Below are 25,296 nucleotides of genomic sequence, written 5' to 3'. Positions count from 1 at the left end.
GGCGGCTGCGGCTGCTGCGACGGCTAGGCCGTCGTCTCGCTCCAGATCTTCTGCATTTCTTCCGGCGACACGTCGCGCACCGCCGTCGCGAGCGACCACTTGTGCCCGAACGGGTCGGCGAGCATGCCGCGGCGCTCGCCGTAGAACTGGTCGGCGACCGCGCGCAGTTCGGTCGCGCCGGCCGCGACGGCCCGCGCGAAAGCCGCATCGACATCGGCGACGTAGACGTGCAGGCAGACCGGCGTGCCGCCGACGCTCGGCGGCGCGAGCGCGCCGAAGTCCGGAAATTCGTCGGCCAGCATGAAGCGCGAATCGCCGAGTTCGAGTTCGGCGTGGCCGACCTTGCCGTTCTTGTCGGCGAGGCGGAACAGTTCCTTCGCGCCGAACGCGGCGGCGTAGAAGTCGATCGCGCGCGCGCCGTCGCGCACGATGAGGTACGGCGTCAGCGTGTGGTAGCCGGCGGGAATGCCCTTGGCGTAGTCATCGTTCGTCTCCTCGGATAAACTGGTCGCGGTTGAATTACGTTACGTATCGTTTCAAAAATGCCTAAGCCCGTCAAGCCGCCCTCTGTCGACACCGCCGAACCGATCGCCGCCGCAACACCGCCGCGCGCCCGCGGCCGGCCGCGCAGCACGCAGGCGCGCGAGGCGATCCTGCGCGCCGCGCGCGAACTGATCGCGCAAGCCGGTCCTTCCGGCGTCACGATGGAAGCGGTGGCCGCGCGCGCCGGCGTCGGCAAGCCGACGGTGTACCGCTGGTGGCCCGACCGCCACGCCGTCGCGATGGCCGCGCTGATGAGCGAGCCCGCGCCGCCGCCGGCTTCGCCGCGCAAACGCTCCGCGCTCGCGAGCCTGCGCCGGCAGCTGACCGACGTGGCCGACGTGTTCGCGACGCCGACCGGCCGCAGCGCGGCGAGCCTCATCGCCTCGGCCGACGCGAACAGCGAACTCGCCAAGGCGTTCCGCAACCATTTCGTGCTGGCGCGGCGCGAGGAAGGCCGCGCGCTGCTCGCGCAGGCCGTCGCCGACGGCGAACTGCGCGACGATCTCGACGTCGACGTGGCGCTCGATCTGATCTACGGCCCCCTGTTTTTCCGCTTGCTGCTCGGACATGCCCCGCTCGACGCGGCCGCGGTCGCGCGCATCTTCAAGGACGCTTTACGCGGACTTTCGACGAATGGTTGAGTGAGCGCGCGCACATTCCGGCGGCATTTGTCGAAAAACTTCGTACTTGCATAGAGATGACACACGAAGTGACGTTCGGCACCACGGTATGAAGCTTGCTTGGACTTAGAATTCCGCAACGCACAACGAGTCGTATCCGCATGCTGTATCACCTGCACGAATTCCAGCGTTCGCTCATGAGCCCGCTGGTGTATTTCGCCGAAGCCGGCGCCAAGATGTGGAGCGCCAAGGGCAGCATGCTGTCGCAGTTTCCGGGCGCGCCGCGCATCGCGGCGGGCTACGAGCTGATCTACCGGCTCGGCAAGGACTACGAAAAGCCGCAGTTCGGCATCGGCAGCGTCAACGCGCACGGCCACAACGTGCCGATCGTCGAATACCGCGCGCTGGCCAAGCCGTTCTGCAACCTGATCCGCTTCAAGCGCTTCAGCGACGATCCGGCGACCGTCGCCGACCTCAAGGACGACCCGGTCGTGCTCGTGGTCGCGCCGCTGTCGGGTCACCATTCGACGCTGCTGCGCGACACCGTGCGCACGCTGCTGCAGGATCACAAGGTCTACATCACCGACTGGATCGACGCGCGCATGGTGCCGGTCGAACAGGGCGCGTTCCGCCTCGACGACTACGTCGCCTACATCCGGGAGTTCATCCGCCACATCGGCGCGAAGAACCTGCACGTGATCTCGGTGTGCCAGCCGACCGTGCCGGTGCTCGCGGCGATCTCGCTGATGGCGTCGGCCGGCGAAACCACGCCGCGCTCGATGACGATGATGGGCGGTCCGATCGACACGCGCCGCAGCCCGACGCAGGTGAACGACCTCGCGACGACCAAGCCGCTGTCGTGGTTCGAAACGAACGTGATCCACGACGTGCCGCCGAACTATCCCGGCCACGGCCGCCGCGTCTATCCGGGCTTCCTGCAGCACGCGGGGTTCATCGCGATGAACCCGGGCCGGCACCTGAGTTCGCACTGGGATTTCTACGAGGACCTGCTCAAGGGCGACCTCGACGACGCCGAGTCGCACCGCAAGTTCTACGACGAGTACAACGCCGTGCTCGACATGCCGGCCGAGTACTACCTCGACACCATCAAGACCGTTTTCCAGCAGCATCTGCTGCCGCGCGGCCAGTGGGACGTCGCGGGCAGCCGCGTGCGCCCGGCCGACATCACGACGACCGCGCTGTTCACGATCGAAGGCGAGCTCGACGACATCTCGGGTCTCGGCCAGACCGAAGCCGCGCACGACCTGTGCGGCGGCGTGCCGGACGAGCACAAGCGGCATCTGACGGTGAAGGGCGCCGGCCACTACGGCATCTTCAGCGGCCGGCGCTGGCGCGACGTGGTCTACCCCGACGTGCGCGCGTTTATCGCGGCGCACAATAGCTAGAACCGCGCACGAGCGGCGCTCGGCGCCGCTCGTGCGCAAAGATGCATTAAGCGAGGACGCGGCTTTTTCCAGGATCACCGCCGCCTCACGCAAAAAAATGTACTTTCCGCTACAACGCGTGCAAAATGCGTTTTTAGCAAAACGGCACGGCGCGGCGTTTCATCCGCACCGTTGCGTACGTTGACGCCCTCGAACGCCAGGAGCGAATGAACCTCACCGCCGCCGCCACGATGCTGCTGTTCGGCCTGACCGGGGTCGCTCCGCTGCCGTCGTCGCCGCTGCAAGGTCTCGCGCTGGACCGCCCGCGCGATGCGCTCGAACGAGGCACGGCGCCGTCGACCGACCCGGCGCAGCGGCAGGCCGCCTTGTGGTACGCCGGCCGCGCCGCGCTGACGCTGTCGTCGCCGCGGGTCGAGGACGTCGCGCTCGAACTCGATCGCCTGGGACAGGCGGACGGTCTCCCCGGCGCGTCGCCGCTCGCCGACCTCCTGCGCGCGCACGCGCTGATCGAGCGCGAGCAGGTCAAGCAGGGCCTGGACCTCGCGCAGCCGGCCGCCGCGCGTCTGCGCGCGCTGAACGATCCGTACTGGCGCGCGCTCGCCGACAGCGAAATCTGCCAGCTGCTGCTCGTCGCGCAGAGCGCGCCGCAGGCGCAGGCGCACTGCGAGCGCGCGTACGCCGCGTGGCCTGCGCTCGGCCGCGAGTTCGACCGCGCGCACGGCGAATACCTCATGCAATGGCTGTACCGCGAACTCGGCCGCCGCACCGAGGCGATCGCGCTCGCGCAGTCGGCGCGGGCCCGCCTCGCGACGCTCGGCAGCGACGGCGGCGTGGCGCTGCTAGACGACGCGTTGAGTTCGCTCTATCTCGACGGCGGCGACGCGACGCACGCGCTGGCCGCGGCGCGCGGCGCGCTCGCGCACGAGGTCGCGGCGGGCAAGCTGACCGCGACGATCTCCTCGCGCCACCACATCGCGCGCGCGTTGGCCGCGCTCGGCCGGCGCGACGAGGCGCTGCGCGAACTCGACCACGCGCTCGGCGACAGCCGCCGTCTCGAACTCGGCCGTCTCACCGCGCAACTGCTCGACGCGAAGGCGCGCATCGCCGAAGAAGCCGGCAACACGGCGCTCGCGCTCGCCGCGTCGCGCGAACTCATCGCGCTCAACGCGCGGCTGTCGGGCGTCGAAGTCGCGCGCGCGGTCGCCGAACTCGAAGCGCAGTACGGCGCGGAAGTGCGCGAACGCGAAATCCACGAACTCAAGCAGGACGGCGAACTGACCAATCTGCGCCTGGTCGCGGCCGAGTCGGCGCAGGCCCACGCGCAGTCGCGCACGCGCCTGTACGCGCTGGCGCTCGTCGCGTCGCTGGCGATGGCCGCGCTGCTCGTCGCGGTGATCTGGCTGCGTCTGCGCTGGCTCAAGCGCCTGAACGGCGCGCTGTCGGCGCTGTCGCGCGCGCGCGCCGACATGCTCGCGATGGCCGCGCACGAGGTGCGCAATCCGCTCGCGGCGGTCTGCGGCCTGATCGACATGACGCTGCCGCACATCGCCAATCCGCGCCTGCGCGGTCTGCTCGAAACCGCGCGTACGACAAGCGAAGGCCTCGTACGCACGGCCGACGACTATCTCGACCATGCGCGGCTCGCGCTCGACCGCGTCGAACTGCGCGCGCTGCCGTTCGACCTGCCGCATCTGCTGTCCAACGTCGTGTGCCTGTTCCAGGCGGAAGTCGCGGGCCGTCCGGTGAGCCTCACGCTGCACGGCGATCCGCGCCTGCCGACCTGGGTCGTGGGCGACGCGGCGCGCCTGCATCAGGTGCTGGCGAACCTGCTCGGCAACGCCGTCAAGTTCACCGCCGCGGGCCACGTGCGGCTCGACGCGCACACCGGCGGCGACGGCCGCATCCATTTCGCGGTCAGCGACTCGGGCCCCGGCATCGACGCCGCGGACATCGCGCGGGTGCTGAAGCCGTTCGAGCGCGGCGACACCGAAACCGGCCGGCGCGGCGCGGGCCTCGGCCTCGCGATCGCGAGCCAGCTCGTCGACAAGCTCGGCGGACGCCTGTCGCTCGATACGCAACCGGGGCAAGGCAGCCGTTTCTCGTTTTCGCTGGAATTCGCGCCGGCGCCGGCGCCGGTCGTTCCGTCCGCGACCGCCGGCAACGCGTTCGTGCGTGTGCTGCTCGTCGACGACGACGAGACGATACGCGACCTGCTCGGCATGCAGCTCGAGTCGCTCGGCGTCGAGCACCGCGTGGCCGCGACGGTCGACGAGGCGTATGAGGCGTGGCGCGATTTCGCGCCCGATACGCTCCTGGTCGACCTGCACCTGGAGCGCGAATCGGGCATCGACCTGATCCGCCGCGTGCGGGAGTCGTGCGAGGCGCTCGAACTGCCGCTGCCGCGCTGCCTGATCCACAGCGCCTCGGCGCCGTACGGCCCGCACGACCGCCCGCCGCCGGACTGGCAGGTGGAATGGGTGCGCAAGCCGATGCCGCTCAACGAACTCGGCGCGCTGCTCGGCAGTACCGCGCGGCCGGTCGCGGCGCAAGCACGCGACGGCAGCGCGACGACGCCTGCGGCGACCGTCGCGAGCTGAGCTGCGTCAGTCCTACTTTTTCGCGTCCTTCGCCGCCGCCTTCGCCTTCTCGCGCACGATCAGCGGCACATTGCACAGTTCTATTTTTCCGACCGGGGTCAGGAACCACGATTCGCGCCGGTTGCGGCGCGAGTCGACGAGCGCCTTGAACGTGTCGGTGTCGGTGCGCAGCGCCTCGTAGTCGACGCGTTCGGCCGCAGGCACGTCGGCCGCGAGCCGTACGCGCGTCAGCGTCGGGCCTTTCGCCGGCGCTTCGTAGAATCCGAGCGCGCCGGTGCCGCGCGGCAGCGACGAGAGCTGGTCGATGCCCTGCACCACGCGGCCGACGAGCGTGACGTTGCGATCGAGGTGGCGCGGCGAATGGCCGATCACGACGTAGAGTTCGCCGCCGTTGCCGCTGTCGGCGGTGTCGCCGCGGCCCGCGCCGACCATGCCGTAGCAGTGCGCGAGCCAGGCCTGCCCGTTCTTCGCGTCGCGCGCGGTCGGAAAGCCGCCGGAGAAGCCGACTTCCGGCGCGTACACGTCGCCGTCGGCCAGCACGGCGAACGGCAGGTCGCGGTCGCTGCGCGCGAATTCGGCGTCGAGCTTGCTCTTGGCGGTCTTGATCGGCTTGACCTTGGCCGGATCTTCGCCGTCCGGATCGCCCCATTGCGCGACGTAGTTGTCCTGCTCGCGCACGAGCGCGAGGCCGTCGAAGTACGACTCGCGCGCCAGCGCGCGGATGTTCTCGACATGCTTCGGCGCGAACGCGGGCGCCAGTTCGATCACGACGCGCTTGAGACCTTCGAAGTCGACGTACAGCACGTTCTGCGGGTCGAGCGCGCGCCAGTCGCCGGGCTTGGATTCGGCGACGATGTCGGCCATCGTCTTCGGCTTGGCCGCGGGTTCGTCGGCCGCGTGCGCGGCACCCGCGAGCGCGAGCGCCAGCATCAGGGGAAGTGGGCGCGCCTTGATCGACATCGTTTCGCTCCGCTCGGTCGGGAGCGGTGAGTGTATGCCGCGCGCGCGGCGCGATCACTCGTCGTCGAGATGCATCGCGACCGCCGCACCGATGCCGACGACGATCAACGACGCCGCGGGCCAGACGATGAAGCTGCCGATCGGATTGACCGTCGCGAAACCGATCGCCAGCGGCACGAGCTGCGACAGCCATGCGGTCGCGACGAACGTCCAGTGCGTCTTGTCGCCGATCCAACGCTTCGACGCGAGCACGCGGTGCGCGATCGCCAATACGAGCGTCGGCAGGCCGAGCCAGAACAGGCCGAACAGGGAGCCCATCCACAACGGAATGACGAGGCTCAGAAAACTCAAGCCCGCCAGGTGGGATCGCGACGGTTCGGGCGATCCGGGCTCCGTGGTATCCGTCATCGTCGTCTCCAGGAACCCGCGCCTTCCCGTCCGAACGGGAAGACGCGGGCGAAACTCAGAACTTCATCCAGAACCGCGCGAAGTATGACGTGCCGTTCAAGCCGAACTGCACGCTGTCGTAGCGGAAGCCGTTGTCGGTTTCGTCCGGGTTCTGCCGCGTCGGGAACACGTCGAAGATGTTCGCCGCGCCGACCGTGAGCTTCGCGTTTTCGGTGAAGTTGTAGGTCAGCGCGACGTCGGCCGACGTCTTCGGCGCGTAGTGCGCGTTCGGGATGCCGTCCGGGCCGGCGCTGCCCGTGAACGTTCCGAGCGTCTGCGATCCGAAGTGGATGATCTTGAGGTTCGGATTCCACTTGCCGATCGTGTAGTCGAACGCGAGCGTGGCCTTCGTGCTCGGCGCGCCTTCTTCGATGAAGAGGCGCTCGCGCTCGGACAGGAGGATGTCCTCGCGGCCCGCGAACACCGGCGGCGCATGGATCGCGGTGACCTTGGTCGAGCCGTGGTTGAGCGCGAGATACGTCGTCAGCTCGCCGCCGCCGACTTCGGTATTGTGCGCTAGCGTGAGGTCGACGCCCTGCGTGCGCGTGTCGACCGAGTTGACGAAGAACTGCGCCTGGCCGACGTTGAGCCTGCGCAGCGCCGCCGCGAGCGCCGGATCGATCTCCGGATCTTCCGAATCGAAGCGGCCCGACAGGACGATGCGGTCGTCGATCAGGATGCGGTAGCCGTCGAGCGTCAGCGTGAGATTCTCGATCGGGTTCCAGGTGAAGCCGAGCGTGTAGCTCGTCGACGTTTCTTCCTTGAGCGCCGGAATGCCGGCGAGGTTCGCGAGTTCGCCGCCGTTCGGCGCGAGCACCACGTCGACCGGCTGGCCGCTGATGAAGTCGGTGAACGTCGACGAGAAATAGCGCTGCTGCAGCGACGGCGCGCGGAAGCCGGTCGAGGCCGAGCCGCGCAGCAGGAACGTGTCGGTCGCGCGGAACGACGCGGCGATCTTGCCGGTCGTCGTCTTGCCGAAGTCGCTGTAGTCCTCGTAGCGCACGGCCATGTCGGTCATGAAGCGGTCGGTCCAGTTCACTTCGACGTCGCCGTAGACCGCCCAGCTGTTGCGGCTCTTGTCGGTCACGTCGCCCGGCTGGAAACCCGGGAAACCCTGGCTGCCGGCATTGCCGTTGTTGCCGAATTCGTCGCCGGCGCCGTCCTCGTCGACCCACGAGCCGCGCTCGCCTTCGAAGATGCGGTAGTTCTCGTTGCGCCGCTCGGCGCCGAACGCGACGTTCGTGCCGGCCATGATCGAATCGAAGTAGCGCGTGAAATCGAGGTTCGTCGTGTACTGGCGGAACGAGAAGCCGCCGGCGTAGAACTTCGTCGCGCTGATGCCCGGGCCGCCGTCGATGCGGTCCTGGTTCGCGATCGACGCGTTCATCGTGTTGCTGATGTCGTTGTTGAGCTCGTTGTAACCGTAGGTCTGCGAAAGATCGGCGCGCCACTCGCCGAGCTTGCCCCAGGCGCCGACGATCGCGTAGCGGTCTTCGATTTCGCCGTTGATGAACGGCACGTAGCCGTCGGGGTACATCGCGGCCGAGTTGCGCGACGGGATGTCGTCCGACCCGATGCCGCCGCGCGCGAACGCGGCCGACGACGCGTCGCGATTCTGCAGGCCGCCGGTGAAGTAGAAGTTCGCGGCCTCGCCGAGCGGCACTTCGCCATTGATGAACAAAGTGCGATTGTCCACCTTGGTATCGCCAATGATGCGCGGGCTGTCTTTTTCGGAGCGGTCGGAACGGCCGCGCTTGAGCCATTCGCCCGTGATGCCGATCGAGCCGCCGTTGCCGGTTTCGAAGCCGCAGTAGCTCGACAGCTGGTAGTTGTCGCCGTCGCCGCGCGAGTACTGGCCGTAGCCGGCGACGCCTTCGCAGCCGGCGTTCTTCTTCAGCGCGAGGTTCATGACGCCGGCGATCGCATCGGAGCCGTACTGCGCGGCGGCGCCGTCGCGCAGGATTTCCACGCGCTCGATCGCGAGCAGCGGAATCGTGTTGAGGTCGGTGCCGGTATTGCCGCGGTTGCGCGCGCCGAACAGGTTCACGAGCGCGGTCGTGTGGTGGCGCTTGCCGTTGACGAGTACGAGCGTCTGGTCGGAACCCAGGCCGCGCAGCGCGGCCGAGTCGATCAGGTCGGCGTTGTCGGCGCCGGTCTGGCGCGTCGAATTGAACGACGGCGCGACGTATTGCAGCGTCTGCGCGAGATCGAACTGCGGACCCTGCGTCGACGCCTTCTCCATCGGAATGACGTCGACCGGCACCGGCGTTTCGGTTTCCGACGTGCGGCCGTAGCGGCGCGAACCGACGATCGACACCGCCTCAAGCTCGGTCGTTTCCCCTTTCGACCCGGCCTGATCCTGCGCTGCGACGTCCGCCGCGACATCCGCCGCCGCTTCCGCGGCGTGCGCGCCCGACGCGAACGCGATTCCCCCGAACGCGCCGGCTGCAGCCAGCGCCAACCACAAACGTGACTTTCCCATGATCGGTCCTCCTCCGATTGATTAAAACTTTGTTAGCTTATCGTGAACGGCCTTGAACGCGCGAGGACGGAGGAAGCGAACGCGGTCGCAGATCGGGCGTACGGCCGGTTCAGGTGCGCGCGTCGCGGTCGATGCGCGAGGTGCGCCGCGTGTCGGGCATCCACAGGTACACGAGCAGCGAAACCGCGATGCACGCGGTGACGTACCAGTAGAAACCGGCCTCGTTGTCGCTTTGCTTGAACCACAGCGCGAAGTACTCGGCCGTCGCGCCGAACAGCGAAACGGCCAGCGCGTACGGCAGACCGACGCCGAGCGCACGTACGCCGACCGGAAACAGCTCGGCCTTGACCACCGCGTTGATCGAGGTATAGCCGCTGACGATCACGAGCGAGATCAGGATCAGCGCGAACGCTTCGAACGGCGTCGCGCCGTCGGCCAGCAGATGGAAGATCGGCACCGTACAGAGCGTGCCGAGCACGCCGAACGCGATCAGCAGCGGTCGCCGGCCGATACGATCGGACAACGCGCCGACCACCGGCTGCAAAAGCATAAAAATAAACAAACTGGCCGCCGACACGAGCGAAGCGACGTCCTTGGCGAAACCCGCGGTGTTGACGAGAAACTTCAGCATGTACGTGGTGTACGTGTAGAACGCGAGCGTGCCGCCCATCGTCAGGCCGACGACCGTCGCGATTTCGCGCGGATGCTTGAAGAGTTCGCGCAGCAGGTCGGGGCGCTGCGTGCGTGCGCGCTGGGCCGCCTCGAACGATTCGGTTTCGAGCATGCTGCGCCGCAGATACAGCGATACGAGCGCCGCGATCGCGCCGATCACGAACGGAACGCGCCAGCCCCAGTCGTGCAACTGCCGCTCGGTCAGAAATACGTGCTGCAGCGCGATCAGCACCGCGAGGGCGAGCAGTTGCCCCATGATCAGCGTGACGTACTGGAAGCTCGACCAGAAGCCGCGATGCCGGCTCGTCGCCATCTCCGACAGATACGTCGCCGACGTGCCGTACTCGCCGCCGACCGACAGGCCTTGCAGCAGGCGCGCGACGAGCAGCAGCGCGGGCGCTGCGACGCCGATCGTCGCGTAGCCCGGCGTGAGCGCGATCATCAGCGAGCCGCCGCACATCATCAGCACCGACAGCACGAGCGCGGATTTGCGGCCGTGGCGGTCGGCGTAGTAGCCGAGCACGAGCGCGCCGATCGGCCGCATGAAGAACCCGACCGCGAAAACCGCGGCGCTGCTCATGAGCTGCGCGGTCGCGTCAGCCTGCGGAAAGAACGCCGGCGCGAAATACAACGAGAACGTCGCGTAGACGTACCAGTCGTACCACTCGACGAGATTGCCGACGGAACCGGAAAAGATCGAACGCAGGCGGCGTGCGGTGCCGATGTCGGCGGGAGCGGTCGGGCTGGAATCCACGAGAACCTCGCGTCGCGGCAATTCGTTAGATTGCCGCGACGCGTGGCACCCCCACAAGCCCTACCCCGCCGGCACCAGCAGGCTTTTCGCGAGCGCGCCCTGGAACTTCGCGATGCCGCGCGCAAGATGCAGCAGGCCGAACAGCATGGCGATGCCGAGCGCGATCGTGAACGGCATCAGCGCGAGCGGCGGCACCCAGAACTGGCCGTTGATGTCGATCAGCCCGAAGCCGACCGTCGCGTAGACGATGGGGTTCAACGCCAGCGCGAGGCCCACCGACAGCATCGTGACGAACAGCACGAAGTAGAAGATGCCGAGCGGCAGCTGCAGCAGCATGTACAGCATCGTGCTCCACGTGCGCGGGTCGGTGAACATCGTCTTGACGCGTTCGACGAACGGCACGTTGCGCTGCACGTACAGCGGACGCCGCGGCATGCGCTCGCCGAGCATGACCTCGACGATGCGGCCCTCCACGAGCGACAGCGCGCGCACGGTCGCGAGGAACAGCGCGGCGAACGGAATGCCGATGATGAGGATCATCAGGCCGAACGACAGCGACAGGCCGGTGACCGTCCAGACGAAATAGAAGATGCCGGTCGGCAGCGCCAGCAGCATGTAGAACAGCGCCGACCACGCGCGCGGATCGGTCGCGACGCCGAAGAAGCGGCCAAGCGCCGACGTGCGCGGCACCGGCGGCGGCGGCCGCAGCGCGCGTTCGACGACGATCTCCTTGTCGCGGTAGATCTCGGCGACTTCGTCCGGCGCGCCGTAGCTCGTGGAGATTTTCGCGAGCAGTTCGGCCGGATCGACGCCGGGGTTTTCGGCGAACTCGGCGCGCAGGTGTTCTTCGGCGTCGTACAGCGCGTCCTGGATCAGCGCCGGATCCTCGCCGCGCAGCGCGGCACGCAGATCGTCCAGGTATTCGTCGATGGTGCGCGGCGTGGGGCGGGTCATGGCGAGGTTCCTTTCAAGACGGAGTCGACGAAATCGCGCGTGGCCGACCAAGCGGCGTTCCAGTCGCGCAGGACCGTGCGGCCCAGCGCAGTGATGCGGTAGTAGCGGCGCGGAGGACCGCTGACCGACGGTTCGACCTCGCTGTCGAGCAGGCCCGCGGCGCAGAGGTTGCGCAGCACGGGATACAGCGCGCTCTGCTTGCCGATCAGCACGCCGTCGCCGGTCTGCTCCAGGCGCTTGGCGATCTGGTAGCCGTACATCGGCTCGCTCGACTGCGCGAGCACCGCGAGCAGCACGAGCGACACCGTGCCGGCGGACAGCTCGCGCTCGAACTTCTTGCGATGCGGTTCGGTTTCGTCCAAGACCTTCGTGCCGTTTCGTATGTCGGAGCCGATAGTAGTGTTAGATAAACAATACCGTCAGGGTAACAAGTCATGGGTCGCGCGCACGCGCGACCGCGCAGCGACGGACGCGCGGCGTGACGGAAGACGAGGTTTTCGGGGATCGGCCTGCCGCGAGGGGGCGGCCCGGGTGGGAACGAACGTCGACGGGCCGTGAAGCGGCCCGTCGACGAAAAGGCATCAGTTCGCCGGCGCGACCTCGGCCGGCTTGCCGCCGCGTTCGTACACGATGCGCTGCGTGCCGCCGTCGCAGGTGCCGACGGTCCTGCGCGCGTCCTGGGCGTCGTGCGCGACGACGTCGAGCGAGTAATTCTTCACGCCCTTCGCGTCGAGTTTCGCGGCGATTTCCTGCTTGAGTTCGTCGCACGCCTTGCGCGCAAAGGCGGGGCCGGCGGACAAGGCCAGCGCGAAGGTGAGCACGGCGATAACGGTTTTCATGGCGATCTCCCTGATCGGCAACGTGGTTGAGACACCCGTACGTTACGTGCGGCCGGCGTCGTTGCGAGGCAGGAATCCTGGCAAACTTCTGACGCCGCGCCACGCGTCCCTTCAAGTCCCGACGATAGCACTGCTTTGTGAAAATGGTGACAACGAGCTGGTTCGTGTACCTGATCGAATGCGCCGGCGGCAGCATCTATACTGGCATCGCGATCGACGTCGACGCGCGCTATGCCGCGCATGCGAGCGGCAAGGGCGCGAAGTACACGCGCGCCCATCCGCCGCAGCGGCTGCTGGCGCGTTTTCCCTACCCCGACCGCTCGGCCGCGTCGAAGGCCGAGTATCGCATCCGCCGGTTGTCGCCCAAGGCCAAGCGCGCGCTCGCCGCTCAGGCGTGACGGTAGTTGTCCACTTCTCGATAACGCCTGGCGTACAGCCCGAACAGCGCGGCCGACCCGAACGCGAACAGCGCGAAGAAGAACATCTGGAACGCCGTGACGCTGACGCCGCTCGCGGCGATCGAATCGACGACGTGCGGATGCTTGACGCCCGCGTTGACGAGCAGCACCCACAGGTTGCCGACCGTGACCGCGAGATACCAGAAGCTCATCAGCACGCCCTTCATCGACGCCGGCGCCTGGCTGTACGCGAACTCGATGCCGGTCGCCGAGACCAGCACTTCGCCGAGCGTCAAAAGGACATAAGGCGCCATCTGCCAGAAGATCGACACCGGCTCGCCGCCATCGATCGCGAGCTGCAGCGCGCCGACGACGATCCACGACAGGCCCGCGAACATCATGCCGGCGGTCATGCGGCGCAGCGCGGTCGGCTCGTAGCCGAGGCGGCGCAGCATCGGATAGACGACGAGGTTGTTGAGCGGAATCAGGATCATCACGAGCGCGGGATTGAGCATCTGCATCTGCGCCGGCAGGAACCAATCCGGACTTTCCATCGCGCGCGCCTGCAGCACCCATGTCGAGGCCTTCTGATCGAACAGCGACCAGAACGGCGTGACCAGCGCGAATACGATCAGCATGCGCAGCACCGCGCGCACGCCTTCGACCGCTTCGTCCGGATGCAGGCCGCGCGCGCGGTCGAGCTGCAGCCACGTGCCGCCGCCGGCGCCGGCGAGCGCGAGCACCATCGCCAGGCACAGGCCCGCGACGATGCCGATCGACGGCACCAGCGCGAAGGACAGGACCGCCAGCGCGACGCCGACGACCGCCATCACGAGACCCGGCCGCGCACCGCTCGCGCCGCGCGCGAGCAGCGCCGACCGCGCGACGCGCGCGAACGAGTCGCGGCTCGGCGCCGTCGGCGGCACGATCACGTAGTGCTTGCGGCCGAGCCAGATGATGACCGTCGCGACGAACATCAGCGCACCGGGAATGCCGAACGCGACGGCCGCGCCGTAGTGGCGCAGGAACCACGGCATCAGCGCGCTGGCGAACAGCGAACCGAAGTTGATGATCCAGTAGAATGCGTCGAACGCGATCTTCGCCAGGTGCTTGTTCGAACTGTCGAACTGGTCGCCGCAGAACGCCGCGACGATCGGCTTGATGCCGCCGGAACCGAACGCGATCAGGCCCAGGCCGATGAAGAAGCCGGTGGCGTTGTGCTCGAACAGCGCCAGGCACAGGTGGCCCAGGCAGTAGACGAGGCTGAACCAGATGACGGTGTTGTACTTGCCGAGGAAGCGGTCGGACAGCCAGCCGCCGAGCAGCGGAAAGAAGTACACGCCGATCATGAAGTTGTGGAAAATGTGCTTCGCGCCTGCGTCGCGCTCGGATTCCGGCAGGTACATGAGCAGCGACGAGACGAGGAAGATCGTCAGGATGTTGCGCATGCCGTAGAAGCTGAAGCGCTCGCAGCCCTCGTTGCCGATGATGAACGCGATCTGCCGGGGCATGCGCGCGGCCGGGGCGGCGGGCACGGCCGCGGCGAGAGTTTCTGCGTTTGCTGTCATGATGCTTTCCGGTTTCAAGCCTCAGCGGCTTTGGTTTTCAGTTCTTCGCTCAGATCCTTGCCGAGCCAGGCGTCGAGACCGCGTCGAGCGGCGTAGATCAGCGGCGTCAGCGCGATCGCCGCGAACACCTTGTAAGCGTAATTGACGCAGCCGACCGCGAGCCATAGGCCGATCGACCATTTCTGCGGCCCGATCACGAACGCGATGTACAGCACGACGAAGCTGTCGAGGAACTGCGAAACGAGCGTCGAGCCCGTCGCACGCAGCCAGATGTGCTTCTCGCCGGTGCGCTTGCGGATCGCGTGGAAGATCGCGACGTCGATCAGCTGGCCGATCAGGAACGCGGTGATCGAACCCGCGATCGTCCACATCCCCTGGCCGAAGATCTGCGCGAACGCGGCCTGCATGTCCGGCACGCCGTTGGCGGCGCCGACCGTCACCCACCACGACGCCGGCGCGAGCGCGATCGCGGCGAACGCGAAAGCGAACGCGTAGACGATGAGAAACACCGCCAGCCACGAGATGAAGCGCACGCCGCGGCGGCCGAAGTATTCGTTGATGATGTCGGTCATGATGAACACGATCGGCCACAAGAGCGTGCCGGCCGTGAAGTTCAGCGAGCCGGTCTGGCCGAACAGGTTCCAGTTCAGCGGCGCGATGCCGAGCGTGTCTTCGAGCGCGAAGATCTTCACGCCGATCAGCTCGGCGAGTATCGCGTTCGCGACGAACAGGCCCGTGAATACCAGAAACAACTTTTGCGCTTTATTGCCGATTTCCATGACTTCCCCCGGTTGGATCGGTCGCAAAAACCCGTGTCGGCGGATCGAAACGCACCGCTTCGACGCGCCACGCATCGTCCGTCGCGTCGAGCACGAGGCAGCTCGGCCCGCCGTTCGTGCGTGCCTTGCCGGCCGCGCCGGGATTGAGCACCCACGGCGCGGCAGTATCGTCCACGAGCATGTGATGGCTGTGTCCGTACACGACCGCGCGCGCGCCGGCGTGGGCACGGCGCAGCGCCGCGTGGCGCGAACGCGGCGGATGCGCATCGCCGTGCACGACGACGACGCGTCCGCCCGGCAGATCGACGATGCGTTCGAGCGGCAGCGCGGCGAGGCGATCGTGCTGCGCGCCGGGCCACTTCGCCGCAACGTCGTTGTTGCCGCGTACGGCGATCACGTCGCGCGCGGCGCCCGCCAGCGCATCGACGACGTCGGCCGAACCGACGTCGCCGGCGTGCAGCACGAGCGCACAGTCGCGCGCGAGCGCCACGATGCGCGCGTCGACGGTGCCGTGCGTGTCCGACACGATCAGAACGCGCACGGCGCGGGCGGCATCAGTGATGCGAGCCGCGGTATTTCTTCTCGCCGGCGGTCACCGGCAGGTTCAGCTTGTTTTCCGGCGGCGCGAGCGGGCACGTCGCGTACGGCGTGAACGCGCACGGCGGGTTGTACGCCTTGTTGAAATCGAGCACGATCTTTCCGTCGGCCGGCATCGGCGCGTAGAGGAAGCGGCCGGCGCCGTAGGTTTCCTTGCCGCTCGTGCGGTCGGCGAAGATGATGAAGAGTTCCTTGTCGCCGGGCACTTCGATCACCGGCGTGATTTCGTACTTCTTGCCGTCGATCTCGAACGTGGCCTTGCCCGGCACGGGGTACTTCTCGACCGTGCCGAGCACGGTCGGCACTTCGAGCGTCCTGGGCGGATCGAACGCCTCCCACTTCGCTTCGATGCGCCACTTCGCGGCGATGTCGTAGTAGTCGATGCCGAGGAAATTCTTGCGCGTATCGGCCTCGCTGTCCTTCACGCGCAGCGCCTTCTTGCCGTCGCGGTCGATGACGTAGAAATTCGCGGTGCCGAAGCTGACGGTGGTCGGTTTTTCCTGGCGGTCGTCGACGAGCGGCGCGTTGGCCTTGTCGGCGCCGTCGATCTTCGCGCCGGCCTTCGCATCGAGCGCGATCGACGCGTTGCCGTCCTTGAGCGTCACGGTGCCGAGCCTGGCCGGACCGACGTTCAGCACGACGTCGTTGCCCTTGGCCGAACCGACCGTCTGCTCGCCGTCCTTGAGCCAGTGCAGGCCGACGAGGCTCAACCAGCCGGTCGGCGCCTTGAGCCGTTCGACGCGCTTTTCGCGCCACGCCTTGATCTCGGTCGTGTGGTCGACGGCGGCGGCGCCGCTGCCGTCGTCGATCGACACGTTCGTCGCCTGCACGCTGCTCGCCATCAGGCCGGCCAGCACCAACGCACTCACTTCTATCATCGTACAATCCTCCAGAATTGCATAGCTGTCAGCGGCCGCGCAGGAACAGGCGGTCGAGTTCGTTGATGCCGAGCTGCACCCAGGTGGGCCGCCCGTGATTGCATTGGCCCGAGCGCTCGGTCGCCTCCATGTCGCGCAGCAGCGCGTTCATTTCCGGCAGCGACAGTCGCCGGTTCGCGCGCACCGAACCGTGGCAGGCCATCGTCGCGAGCACGTCGTTGCCGGCTTCCTCGATGCGGCGCGAACTGCCCTGCGTCGTGAAGTCGGCGATGACGTCGCGGATCAGCCGCGCCGCGTCCGCGCCTTCGAGCAGCGTCGGTATGCGCTTGACGACGGCGCTCTGCGGCCCTGTGCGCTGCACGTCGAAACCGAGCGCCGCGAAGCGCTCGCCGTGTTCCTCGACGCACGCGGCCTCGCGTTCCGACAGCGAGATCGGCAGCGGCACGAGCAGCATCTGCGCGCGGATGCCCTGGCCTTCCCGGGCGTTCTTCAATCGTTCGTACGTGATGCGTTCGTGCGCCGCGTGCATGTCGACGAGCACGAGGCCGTGCGCGTTTTCGGCCAGCACGTAGATACCATGAAGCTGCGCCAGCGCGAAGCCGAGCGGCGGCATTTCGGTATGCGCGGCCGACATGTCGACCGGCGTCGTCTGCGGCAGCGGCGACGACGACAGCAGCGGCGAAACCGGTGCGCCGCCGCCGACCAGCGCGGCGTATTCGGCCAGCGGCTCGCGCACGAACGACGAGCCGAGCCCGAGCGAGTTCTGGCCGCGCCACGGCGCGTAGCCGGGCGCCGCGGTGTCGCCGGCGAACGCCGGCAGTGCCGGTGCGACCGGCGCGGCGGCACCGGCGCGGGTCTGCGCCAGCGCATCGTTCAACGTGCGGTACAGAAAATCGTGCACGAGCCGCGATTCGCGAAAACGCACCTCGTGCTTGGCCGGATGCACGTTGACGTCGACGCCGAGCGGATCGAGATCGAGAAACAGCACGAACGCCGGATGACGGCCGTGGAACAGCACGTCGGCATACGCCTGGCGCACCGCGTGCGCGACGAGCCGGTCGCGCACGAGCCGGCCGTTGACGTAGAAATACTGCGAATCGGCCTGCGCGCGCGACGCGGTCGGCAGCCCGACCCAGCCGGACAGCCGCAGGCCCGCGCCTTCGTGCTCGATGCGCAGGCTCTGGCCGACGAATTCTTCGCCGAGCAGATCGCCGACGCGCGCGGCGACGCCAGCCTCGTCGACCGCACGGCGCAACAGGCGCACGGGCTTGCCGTTGTGCGACAGGCGAAACTCCGCGCCGGTGCGCACGAGCGCGAGCGACGCGATCAACTCGTCGATGCGGCCGAATTCGGTACGCTCGGCACGCAGGAACTTGCGCCGCGCCGGGACGTTGTAGAACAGATCGCGCACTTCGATCGTCGTGCCGGCCGGGTGCTGCGCGGGCTTCGGCGCGCCGGGCTTGCCGCCGTCGACTTCGATGCGCAGCGCGTGCGCCTGTTCGGCCGGCCGCGACGTCAGCGCGAAGCGCGAGATCGATGCGATGCTCGGCAGCGCTTCGCCGCGAAAACCGAGCGTCGTCACGCGTTCGAGGTCGTCGAAGCTCGCGATCTTGCTCGTCGCATGCGCCGCGATCGCGAGCGGAAGGTCGTCGGCGTCGATGCCGCGACCGTCGTCGCGCACGCGGATCAACCGCGCGCCGCCTTCTTCCACTTCGATTTCGATGCGCTGCGCACCGGCGTCGAGACTGTTCTCGACGAGTTCCTTGACCACCGACGCCGGGCGTTCGATGACCTCGCCGGCGGCGATCTGGTTGATGAGTTCGATCGGAAGCTGACGGATGCGCGACATGAGCCACGCATCATAACGGATGCGCCGCCGCGCCGCGCCCGGTTCGGCGCGGCAGCTACTCGTTCAGCCTTGCGGCAACTTGATTACGTCGCCGACGCGTACGGCGGCGTCCGTCGCGAGGCTGTTGGCCGCGCGCAGCGCGCCGACGCTGACGCGGTACTGCGTCGCGATGCCCGACAGCGTTTCGCCGCGCGTGACGATGTGCTCGGCCGGCACGTACTTGCCCGCGTTCGCGGCGAACCAGGTGCCGGTCGGCGGCGTCTGCGTGAAATAGTTGCGGATGCCGTCGACGATCGTGCCGGCGAGCTTCACGCGTTCGTCGTGGTCGTTCAGCCGCTTTTCTTCGGCCGGGTTCGTGATGAAGCCGGTCTCGACGAGGATCGACGGCACGTCCGGCGAGCGCAGGACGATAAAATTAGCCCTTTCCACATAGCCGCGATGCGTCGGGCCGATCTTGCCGAGCGCGCGCAGCACCGACTGGCCGACGGACATGCTGGCTTCGCTCGTCGCGCCCTGCGACAGGTCGAGCAGCACCGCGGCCAGCGTATCGTCCTTGTCGTCGAGCGACACGCCGCCGACGAGGTCGGACGCGTTTTCCTTCGCCGCGAGCCAGCGCGCCGCCTCGCTCGTGGCACCGCGCGCCGAGAGCACCCACACCGAAGCGCCGCGCGCGTCGCAGCTCGCGGGACACGCGTCGGCGTGAATCGACACGAACAGATCGGCCTTCGCCTCGCGCGCCTTGCCGTAGCGCTGCTTGTGCGGAATGAAGTAGTCGCCGTCGCGCACGAGTTGCGCCTTCATGCCGGGCTGCGCGTCGATCGCCTTGACGACCTCGCGCGCGACCGCGAGCGTGATGTTCTTCTCGTACGTGCCGTTCTTGCCGATCGCGCCGGGATCGTCGCCGCCGTGACCGGCGTCGACCGAGATCACGACCTTGCGGCCGGCGCTCGGCTGCACGTCTTCGATCGTCTTGACGACTTCGCGCGTCGCCTTGGTCTTCGGAAAGAGGTCCACGACGAGGCGATGGCCGAACTTGTCGGCCGGCGGCAGCAGAAAGCTTTTCGGGCGCACGCCCTGCGGCAGGTCGAACACGACACGCAGGTCGCCCTTGCCCTGCTTGCCGATGCGCATATTGCTGAGCAGCCCCTTGCCGGGCGGCGCGGCCACGCCCTCGGCGATCGTCGAGCCCTTGATGTCGAGCACGATGCGGTCGGGATTGGCGAGTTCGAACAGCTTGTAGTCGAGCGGGCCGGAAACGTCGAACACGGCGCGCGTCGAATCGGGGCCGGCCCACACGCGCAACGCCTTGATTTCGGCCGCGTTCGAGACGAGCGGAACCAGGGCCAGGACACCCAGCGCAACGCTCCGACGCAGCGATTTCAAGCCAATTCCCCGCATGGCTGCGAATTCAAACGCAGCAGGACATGTATTTCAAGCATTTTCTCTTTGGAAAACCGATATCTGGGTTGATTTGCTTAAATGCCAGTCAGGAACTCGCGGTAAACAACCGCGTCATTCGGAAATCGCCGCGAGCCATGCCGCGGCGCGCGAATCGCTCGCCACGGCATTCAACGTGCGGCCCGGCTCGGCATGCGCTAGATGCAGGACGAGATTCGGCCGCGGCAGCGATCCGGCCCCGCGCTCGGGCCATTCGACGAGCACGAGGTTCGCGCCGCCCCGATCGAGTTCGTCGAGCGCCAGCCATTCGAGCTCGCCGGGATCGGCGATGCGGTACAGGTCGAGATGGTGGATCGAAAGATCGGGCAGCCGGTACGACTCGATCAGGCTGTAGGTCGGGCTCTTCACGCGCCCTTCGACGCCGAGCGCGCCGATCAGCGCACGGGCGAGCGTCGTCTTGCCAGCACCGAGATCGCCGTGGAGATAGACGACGCCGCCGGCGCGCAGCGCCGGTGCGAGTGCGCGGGCGAACGCGACGAGCGCCGCTTCGTCATCGAACCGCCAATGCCGCTCAGCCATGGGCCAGTCCGTTCAATTCGGCGCGCAGGTGGGGCATCAGGTCGCCGGCGACGAGGCCGATCGCGCCGCCGTGCGCCGCCGCCACGTCGCCGGCCAGCGCGTGCACGCCGACGCCGAGCACGGCCGCGTCGTACGGCGCGAGCCCCTGCGCGAGCAAGGCGGCGACCGCGCCGGTCAGCACGTCGCCCATGCCGCCGCTCGCCATGCCGGGATTGCCCCACGGGCATACCGCGATCGCGCGGCCGGGCGCGGCGATCAGCGAGCCGGCGCCCTTGAGCACCACGACCGCGCCGTAGCGCTCGGCGAGCGCGAGCGCCGCGGAATAGCGATCGGCCTGCACCGCACGCGTATCGACGCCGAGCAGGCGCGCCGCCTCGGCCGGATGCGGCGTCAGCACGGCGTTGCCGTGAAAGCGGCGCGCGTCTTCGGCGAGCAGGTTCAGGCCGTCGGCGTCGAGCACGCACGGCTTGCCGGCGTCGAGTGCGCGATGCCACAGCGCGTGGCCCCACGCGCGTCGCCCGAGGCCCGGACCGAGCGCGAGCACGGTCGCGCGTTCGAGCAGCGGGTCGAGTTCCTGCGGTCCGCCGACGGTCTGCACCATCAGCTCCGGCCGCGCCGCAAGCAGCGGCGCGACGTGCTCGCCGCGCGTGGCGACGCTGACGAGTCCCGCGCCGCAGCGCAGCGCCGCTTCGGCCGCGAGGCGGATCGCGCCGCCCATGCCGGCGTCGCCGCCGATCGCGAGCACGTGGCCGTAGAGCCCTTTGTGCACATTGCGCGCCCGCGCCGGCACGAGCGGCGCGAGGTCTTCGATCCGCAGCAGATGCGCGCCGGCGTGTTCTTCGGCGTGCACGGCGTCGGGCAGATCGAGCGGCGCGAGTTCGACGTCGCCGCAATGGTCGATCGCCGCGCCGGTCGCCTGGCCGCGCTTGCGGCCGATGAAACTCACGGTCGCGTCGGCGCGCACGGCGACGCCGGGCACGGCGCCGGTGTCGGCGTCGACGCCGGACGGAATATCGAGCGCGAGCACCGGTGCGCGGGTTTGCGAGAGCGCGGCGACCACGGCTGCCGCGGCACCGTCGAGCGCACGCGCGAGCCCCGTGCCGAACAACGCGTCGACGTAGACGTCGGCCTCGGGCAGGCTCGCTTCGCTGTCGAACTCGACGCTGCGGCCTCCGCTCGCCTGCCAGATCGCCCGCGCCTGCATCGCGTCGGCGTCGCGCGGCTGGCCGAGCGCGAGCACGACCGCGTCGGCGCCCGCTTCGCGCGCGAGCCGCGCGACGAGATAGCCGTCGCCGCCGTTCTTGCCGGGCCCGCACAGCACCGCGATACGGCGCGCCTCGGGCCAGCGGCGGCGCAACGTCTCGTACGCGGCGGCCGCCGCGCGCTGCATCAGCGCGAGCCCCGTGATATCGAGGCGCGCCATCGCGCAGGCGTCGATGCGGCGCATTTGCGCGGCGGTGTACAGCGCCGTCGTGTACGGCGCAATGCTCGGCGAGGGTTCGGACATGCCGGCGATTATAATGGCCGCTCCATGCAGCACGACCAACTCGCCAGCGCCATCAAGCAATGGGGACTCGAACTCGGCTTCCAGCAGGTCGGCATCGCCGATACCGACCTGGCCGAAGACGAGGCGCATCTTCTCAACTGGCTCGAAGCGGGCCGTCACGGCGAGATGGACTACATGGCGCGCCACGGCACGCGGCGCAGCCGGCCGCAGGACCTGCTGCCCGGCACGCTGCGCGTGATTTCCGTGCGCATGGACTACGTGCCGCCCGGCGTGCCCGACGGATGGGACATTCTGGAAAATGCCGCACTCGGCTACGTCTCGCGCTACGCGCTCGGCCGCGACTACCACAAGCTGATGCGCAACCGCCTGCAGAAACTCGCCGACCGCATCGCGGCGCACGTCGGTCCGTTCGGCTATCGCGCGTTCGTCGATTCCGCGCCGGTGCTCGAGCGCGCGCTCGCGCGCAACGCGGGCCTCGGCTGGATCGGCAAGCACACGTGCCTGATCAATCGCGCGGCCGGTTCGTGGTTCTTTCTCGGCGAGCTGTACACCGACCTACCGCTGCCGGCCGACGCGCCAGCGACCGCACACTGCGGCACGTGCGCGCGCTGCATCGACGTGTGTCCGACGCAGGCGATCGTCGCGCCCTACCAGGTCGACGCGCGGCGCTGCATCTCGTACCTGACGATCGAACTGCACGGCAGCATACCGACGGAGTTTCGCGCGGCGATCGGCAACCGCATCTACGGCTGCGACGACTGCCAGCTCGTGTGCCCGTGGAACAAGTTCGCGCAGGCGAGTGCCGAGCCGGACTTCACGCCGCGCCACCGGCTCGACGGCGCACAGCTCGTCGATCTCTTCGCGTGGACCGAAGACGAATTCCTCGCGCGCACCGAAGGCTCGGCGATCCGCCGCATCGGCCATGAGCGCTGGCTGCGCAACATCGCGGTCGCGCTCGGCAACGCGCCGGCCGGCGCCGATGTCGACGCGGCGCTCGCCGCGCGCGCCGCGCATCCGTCGGAGCTCGTGCGCGAGCACGTCGCCTGGGCGCAGGCGCGACGCGCCGGCGACGCCTAGCTTTTTTCGCGGATCGCTTGGATCAAGCCGCGCGTCGAGGCGTCGAACGCTGCCGGCACGTCGCCGTCGACGAGCGCCGGCAGGATCGCTTTGGCGAGCGTCTTGCCGAGTTCGACACCCCATTGGTCGAATGCGTTGATGTCCCACAAGAGCGCCTGCATCAGCACCTTGTGTTCGTACAGCGCGAGCAGCGCGCCGAGGCTTTCGGGCGTCAGCGCGTCGAGCAGGATCGTGCTCGACGGACGGTCGCCCGGAAACGTGCGCTGCGCGGCGAGCGCGCGGCGTTCGTCGTCGGTGCCGCTCGTCGCTTCGGCGAGCGCGGCGTCGAACGTCTTGCCGAGCGCGAACGCGGCGCCCTGCGCGAGCAGGTTCGCCAGCAGCGCGTCGTGGTTGTCCTTGAGCGCGTGCGCCGGGCGTACGACGCCGATGAGATCGAGCGGAACGACGTCGGTGCCCTGATGCAGCGCCTGGAAGAACGCGTGCTGCGCATTCGTGCCGACGCTGCCCCACACGACCGGCACGGTCGACTGAGCGACCGGCGCGCCGTCGGCACCGACGCGTTTTCCGAGGCTTTCCATTTCCAGTTGCTGCAGGAACGCCGGCAGCTCGGCGAGGCCGTCGTGATACGGAATCACGCCGTGCGCCGGGAAGCCGAGCGCGTTGCGGTTCCACACGCCGACGAGCGCGGCGAGCAACGGCAGGTTTTCGCGCCACGACGCGGTGCGGAAGTGATCGTCCATCAGCGCCGCGCCGCGCAGGAACGCGCGAAAGTTCGGCATGCCGATCGCGAGCGCGAGCACGAGCCCGACGGCCGACCACACGGAATAGCGACCGCCGACGAAATCCCACATCGGCAGCACGCGTTCGGGCGGTATGCCGAGCTTCGCCGCCGCCGCGACGTTCGCGCTGACCGCGACGAAATGACCCGCAGCAGCCGCATCGTCGCCGCCGTAGGCGTTCGCGATCCATTCGCGCAGCACGCGGCCGTTGAGCAGCGTTTCCTGCGTCGTGAAGCTTTTGGACACCAGCAGCACGAGCGTGCGCTTCGGGTCGATCCGGCGCATCAGCGCGGCGGTTTCGTGACCGTCCACGTTCGGCAGGAAGTGCAAGCGGAAACGCCCGGTGTGCGACGCCGCGAGCGCTTCGACCGCCAGGCGCGGCCCGAGATCGGAGCCGCCGATGCCGAGATTGACGATGTCCGTGATGCCGGCAGGAATCCCGTAGTCGCCGGCCGCGTCGCGCTCGAGCGCGTCGACGAGCGCGGCCATGCGCGCGAGCGTCGCGTCGATTTCGTCGCGCACGGCCTGCGGCGCCGGCGACGGCAGCCTCGATTCGATCGCACGCAGCGCCGTGTGCAGCACGGGCCGCTGTTCCGAGGCGTTCAGCACGGCGCCCGCGAACATCGCATCGCGCCGCGCCTCCCAGCCGCACGCCTGCGCGATCGCGCCGAGCGCGTCGAGCGCGGGCTCGTCGAGCTTCTGTTTCGACAGGTCGAGCAAGACCGGTCCCGCGCGATGCGACCAGCGCGCGTAGCGGTTTTCGTCGGACAGGAGGTCACGCAGGTGTCGCGGCGCCACGCGCGCGGCTTCGCGCGCGAGCGATTCCAGCTGAGCGTCTTGCATCGAAAGTCCTCGGGCGTTGTGCCCGGGGACTATAGCGTGCCGTTACCTTGCGTGTTGCACCGCAACCTCATGACGAATCCGACCTTGGAGCGTCCGGTTGCGATCGATTAAGCGGCCTGCTTGGCGATCGAGTGGTTCGTGTGCGTCAGGTGGTTCTGGCGGTCGACGTAGACGAGCGTCGGCTTGAACTTTTCGAGCTCGGCTTCGGAGAGCTGCGCGTAGGCGCAGATGATGACGAGGTCGCCCGGGCTCGCGTGGTGCGCCGCGGCGCCGTTGACCGAAATGATGCCCGAGCCTTCCTCGGCGCGGATCGCGTAGGTGATGAAACGCGCGCCGTTGTTGATGTTGTAGACGTGAATCTGCTCGTACTCGCGGATGCCGGAAATATCCAGCAGGCGGCCGTCGATCGCGCAGGAGCCTTCGTAATGCAACTCGGCATGGGTGACGGATGCGCGATGGATCTTCGCCTTGAGCATCTGAAGCTGCATGGGTTACCTCGAGGACTGGCCGGACGTTGTTGCACGGATACAACAGCACGAAATTATAGCAGCGGGCGGCTTGCGCACCGCAACAATTTCGGCCGGAAAGATGAGGTTGCCGGCCCGCGAAACTCAAGGCCCAGGCAAAAAAACCCTCGCCGTATGCCGGCGAGGGATGAATCGGAGTGACGATTACCTGAACAATGCGCCCTGCGGCCACCGGGACTCGCGTTGCGTAAATCTCAGTGGCTGTGGTGAGACTACCACAGGGTTTGCGAAAACGCTACTACC

23 protein-coding genes are annotated in these 25,296 nt (G+C 68.2%); 5 read left to right on the top strand and 18 right to left on the bottom strand.

The window, feature by feature from the left end:
* Positions 1-23 precede the first annotated feature (23 nt).
* The gene (locus tag OD750_RS04520) at positions 24-428 is read right to left on the bottom strand and encodes a VOC family protein (RefSeq protein WP_336407548.1); all 405 of its coding nucleotides are present in this window, start codon (positions 426-428) and stop codon (positions 24-26) included.
* Between the two features lie 114 nt (positions 429-542).
* On the opposite strand from OD750_RS04520, the gene OD750_RS04515 reads away from it, so the two are divergent.
* The 3 genes from OD750_RS04515 (at position 543) to OD750_RS04505 (ending at position 5,166) form a co-directional block, all read left to right on the top strand.
* A complete protein-coding gene (locus OD750_RS04515) occupies positions 543-1,184 on the top strand; it encodes a TetR/AcrR family transcriptional regulator (protein WP_263545104.1) in 642 nt (213 codons plus the stop codon).
* Positions 1,185-1,324: 140 nt separating this feature from the next.
* Positions 1,325-2,569: a polyhydroxyalkanoate depolymerase gene (locus tag OD750_RS04510; RefSeq protein WP_263545103.1), complete on the top strand. Its 1,245-nt coding sequence runs from the start codon at positions 1,325-1,327 to the stop codon at positions 2,567-2,569.
* A gap of 206 nt (positions 2,570-2,775) precedes the next feature.
* Complete coding sequence (locus OD750_RS04505) at positions 2,776-5,166, top strand: ATP-binding protein (protein ID WP_263545102.1); 2,391 nt, start codon at positions 2,776-2,778, stop codon at positions 5,164-5,166.
* Between the two features lie 12 nt (positions 5,167-5,178).
* On the opposite strand, the gene OD750_RS04500 is transcribed toward OD750_RS04505, so the two are convergent.
* The 7 genes from OD750_RS04500 to OD750_RS04470 all read right to left on the bottom strand — a co-directional run bounded on the left by OD750_RS04500 (position 5,179) and on the right by OD750_RS04470 (position 12,274).
* Positions 5,179-6,126 carry a peptidylprolyl isomerase gene (locus tag OD750_RS04500; RefSeq protein ID WP_263545101.1) on the bottom strand — a complete coding sequence of 316 codons (948 nt, stop codon included), beginning with the start codon at positions 6,124-6,126 and terminating at the stop codon, positions 5,179-5,181.
* A 54-nt stretch (positions 6,127-6,180) separates the two neighbouring features.
* Positions 6,181-6,534, bottom strand: coding sequence for a hypothetical protein (locus tag OD750_RS04495; RefSeq protein WP_263545100.1), 354 nt, complete (start codon positions 6,532-6,534; stop codon positions 6,181-6,183).
* Between the two features lie 55 nt (positions 6,535-6,589).
* Complete coding sequence (locus OD750_RS04490) at positions 6,590-9,055, bottom strand: TonB-dependent receptor plug domain-containing protein (protein ID WP_263545099.1); 2,466 nt, start codon at positions 9,053-9,055, stop codon at positions 6,590-6,592.
* Positions 9,056-9,164: 109 nt separating this feature from the next.
* Complete coding sequence (locus OD750_RS04485) at positions 9,165-10,481, bottom strand: MFS transporter (RefSeq protein WP_263545098.1); 1,317 nt, start codon at positions 10,479-10,481, stop codon at positions 9,165-9,167.
* Positions 10,482-10,541: 60 nt separating this feature from the next.
* Positions 10,542-11,435: a sensor domain-containing protein gene (locus OD750_RS04480; RefSeq protein WP_263545097.1), complete on the bottom strand. Its 894-nt coding sequence runs from the start codon at positions 11,433-11,435 to the stop codon at positions 10,542-10,544.
* On the bottom strand, positions 11,432-11,797 hold the full coding sequence (locus OD750_RS04475) for a PadR family transcriptional regulator (protein ID WP_263545096.1): 366 nt from the start codon (positions 11,795-11,797) through the stop codon (positions 11,432-11,434). Before OD750_RS04475 ends, OD750_RS04480 begins: the two co-directional genes overlap by 4 nt.
* Before the next feature lie 219 nt (positions 11,798-12,016).
* Complete coding sequence (locus OD750_RS04470; protein WP_263545095.1) at positions 12,017-12,274, bottom strand: DUF1161 domain-containing protein; 258 nt, start codon at positions 12,272-12,274, stop codon at positions 12,017-12,019.
* Between the two features lie 143 nt (positions 12,275-12,417).
* Between OD750_RS04470 and OD750_RS04465 the strand changes: the two genes are divergently transcribed.
* Complete coding sequence (locus tag OD750_RS04465; protein WP_263545121.1) at positions 12,418-12,672, top strand: GIY-YIG nuclease family protein; 255 nt, start codon at positions 12,418-12,420, stop codon at positions 12,670-12,672.
* Here the strand turns inward: OD750_RS04465 and OD750_RS04460 are convergent.
* From OD750_RS04460 to OD750_RS04425, 8 genes are all read right to left on the bottom strand, one after another.
* A complete protein-coding gene (locus OD750_RS04460) occupies positions 12,663-14,240 on the bottom strand; it encodes a POT-type proton-dependent oligopeptide transporter (protein WP_263545094.1) in 1,578 nt (525 codons plus the stop codon). The two genes, OD750_RS04465 and OD750_RS04460, sit on opposite strands and share 10 nt — an antisense overlap.
* Positions 14,241-14,254: 14 nt before the next feature.
* On the bottom strand, positions 14,255-15,019 hold the full coding sequence (locus OD750_RS04455) for a queuosine precursor transporter (RefSeq protein ID WP_263545093.1): 765 nt from the start codon (positions 15,017-15,019) through the stop codon (positions 14,255-14,257).
* A complete protein-coding gene (locus OD750_RS04450) occupies positions 15,003-15,560 on the bottom strand; it encodes a metallophosphoesterase family protein (protein WP_263545092.1) in 558 nt (185 codons plus the stop codon). Before OD750_RS04450 ends, OD750_RS04455 begins: the two co-directional genes overlap by 17 nt.
* A gap of 13 nt (positions 15,561-15,573) precedes the next feature.
* Positions 15,574-16,494: a DUF1684 domain-containing protein gene (locus OD750_RS04445; protein ID WP_263545091.1), complete on the bottom strand. Its 921-nt coding sequence runs from the start codon at positions 16,492-16,494 to the stop codon at positions 15,574-15,576.
* 28 nt (positions 16,495-16,522) lie between these two features.
* On the bottom strand, positions 16,523-18,343 hold the full coding sequence (gene mutL, locus OD750_RS04440; RefSeq protein ID WP_263545090.1) for a DNA mismatch repair endonuclease MutL: 1,821 nt from the start codon (positions 18,341-18,343) through the stop codon (positions 16,523-16,525).
* Between the two features lie 63 nt (positions 18,344-18,406).
* The gene (locus OD750_RS04435) at positions 18,407-19,726 is read right to left on the bottom strand and encodes an N-acetylmuramoyl-L-alanine amidase (RefSeq protein ID WP_263545089.1); all 1,320 of its coding nucleotides are present in this window, start codon (positions 19,724-19,726) and stop codon (positions 18,407-18,409) included.
* Positions 19,727-19,855: 129 nt separating this feature from the next.
* The gene (gene tsaE / locus OD750_RS04430; protein ID WP_263545088.1) at positions 19,856-20,320 is read right to left on the bottom strand and encodes a tRNA (adenosine(37)-N6)-threonylcarbamoyltransferase complex ATPase subunit type 1 TsaE; all 465 of its coding nucleotides are present in this window, start codon (positions 20,318-20,320) and stop codon (positions 19,856-19,858) included.
* Positions 20,313-21,827, bottom strand: coding sequence for an NAD(P)H-hydrate dehydratase (locus tag OD750_RS04425; RefSeq protein ID WP_263545087.1), 1,515 nt, complete (start codon positions 21,825-21,827; stop codon positions 20,313-20,315). Before OD750_RS04425 ends, tsaE begins: the two co-directional genes overlap by 8 nt.
* 24 nt (positions 21,828-21,851) lie before the next feature.
* Between OD750_RS04425 and queG the strand changes: the two genes are divergently transcribed.
* On the top strand, positions 21,852-22,904 hold the full coding sequence (gene queG, locus OD750_RS04420; protein WP_263545086.1) for a tRNA epoxyqueuosine(34) reductase QueG: 1,053 nt from the start codon (positions 21,852-21,854) through the stop codon (positions 22,902-22,904).
* Here the strand turns inward: queG and pgi are convergent.
* Both pgi and panD read right to left on the bottom strand, forming a co-directional pair.
* A complete protein-coding gene (gene pgi / locus OD750_RS04415; protein WP_263545085.1) occupies positions 22,901-24,526 on the bottom strand; it encodes a glucose-6-phosphate isomerase in 1,626 nt (541 codons plus the stop codon). The genes queG and pgi overlap by 4 nt on opposite strands.
* Before the next feature lie 107 nt (positions 24,527-24,633).
* On the bottom strand, positions 24,634-25,014 hold the full coding sequence (panD, locus tag OD750_RS04410) for an aspartate 1-decarboxylase (RefSeq protein WP_263545084.1): 381 nt from the start codon (positions 25,012-25,014) through the stop codon (positions 24,634-24,636).
* Between the last annotated feature and the right edge of the window lie 282 nt (positions 25,015-25,296).

The sequence above is a fragment of the Tahibacter soli genome, from assembly GCF_025717065.2.
GTDB lineage: Bacteria > Pseudomonadota > Gammaproteobacteria > Xanthomonadales > Rhodanobacteraceae > Tahibacter > Tahibacter soli.
The sequence above is the reverse complement of the archived record's forward strand: the minus strand, read 5'-3'. Positions and strand labels throughout refer to the sequence as shown.